General features: G+C 50.7%; 1 protein-coding gene. It reads right to left on the reverse strand.

The annotated features are described in order from the left end of the window. Nucleotides 1-84: 84 nt before the first annotated feature. On the reverse strand, nt 85-1026 hold the full coding sequence (locus tag G3436_RS24170) for a hypothetical protein (RefSeq protein ID WP_163950358.1): 942 nt from the start codon (nt 1024-1026) through the stop codon (nt 85-87). Between the last annotated feature and the right edge of the window lie 496 nt (nt 1027-1522).

Genomic DNA, 1522 nt, shown 5'->3' on the forward strand with positions numbered 1-1522 from the left:
AAATGCGGTATTAATGGGTTCGATCGTATCGTTGATAAACTGCAGGGCAAGTGCGCCAGGACGCTTACCTGTTAACTGTTTTATTTAATGCTCGCTTGGATAATTTCTCAACTTCCGTCCAGATCCGGACATCTCCAGCGTACACAACCTAATACCTTTCAACCTGTCTTCTGGGCTATGACACGCTACGAAAGCAGCTACTGAGCCAGGTAGCGACTGCGCAGCGTTAACACACGCGTCCTCATCCATAGGGTCGCCAACCAAAGGACAGAAGTCTTCAGAGACAGAGAATCCGGCGCATTCTAAATTGCTTCCCTTGGCTTCGATCTCGCTGGCTAAATTAACAACGAATGTCTGAAAGCTCTTTTCGTCCGTGGGCACGGATTCAGTCAAGGTAATGGTCAAAATGCTTGCGAAATCTTTCTTGGCTGGGAGAAGCCTTCCCAGCGAAATTTTTTCCAGCAAAGCACCTATCAAACGGTGCCCGTCAGCAAGGCGTACCGCAAATCCTTTATCGCCTGCAAAGGACTTGCACTCAAGTTCAAAGGGCTCTAGGCCTCCAGGCGGATAGACCAATAAGTCGAAGGTCTCCTTACCCTTGCTTTCTTCTGGCCAATCGATAGTGCATCCCCTAGACTTGAGCACATATGCCATGTAGAGCTCATACTGCAAAGCACGCATATCGCTAGAGAGCTTGAATGCTCCCTCAAATCGTTTTTTCAGTTCCTTTGGCCCCGGCTCACCACGATCGACAGCTTCGCAGAGTTCTACTACCCGCTGAACGAATAGCATAGTCTGATACATTGTGTTCCATTCGTAACCTGCACTTAGTGCGTACTTATGCCTCTCCCAGAACGTCAGGCCAAAAGCGACAGAGCTATCTAATTCCTCTTGGCCGCCGCGACCAGCGAACTGCTTTGATAGTTTACTAATATTGTCTACGACTTTAAGCCAAGGTTTGGCTGGATATAGATTAGTCAGCCGATTATAGATATCCGGAAAACCTAATATGGCAAGGGTGATCAAGGCGTTGTTTCCTTACATCAGCATTGGATCCGGGCGCAGCCTGAAGGGTCGCGCATCCCGAATCGCACTCTACCTCAGGGAACCTTGATACGCCAAGGTCGTTGCTGGAGGGGATTTCGATGTCTAGGCCGCGCCGACACATACGCTTCTCGGGACGCAGCATCCATCAACTTGCGTCCCCGCGCCCCCGGAAGCTCCACAACAGACAGAAGCGGCAGGCTAAATCCCTGAGGAAAACACCTCCGGGATATTCTTTTAGATGGCTGTTGCCTCCAGGACTCCTCAAGCGAGCCTGCGTCAACCGGATCGAAACCTACCTGATCTACAAAAATCATCACTGTTTCTTTAGCGTTCTCATCGTCACCCGCTACCGCCGCTGCCAAACGACCTGAATTGCCCTGAGTTTTCATAGACACATCGACTGGCTACTTCTGGCCGATTCCTGCCGGTCAAGACGCACCCGTGCGCTGGTCACGTCCGATGCAAATGGCTGGTC

It is taken from the genome of Pseudomonas brassicae, assembly GCF_010671725.1.
Taxonomy (GTDB): Bacteria; Pseudomonadota; Gammaproteobacteria; order Pseudomonadales; family Pseudomonadaceae; genus Aquipseudomonas; species Aquipseudomonas brassicae.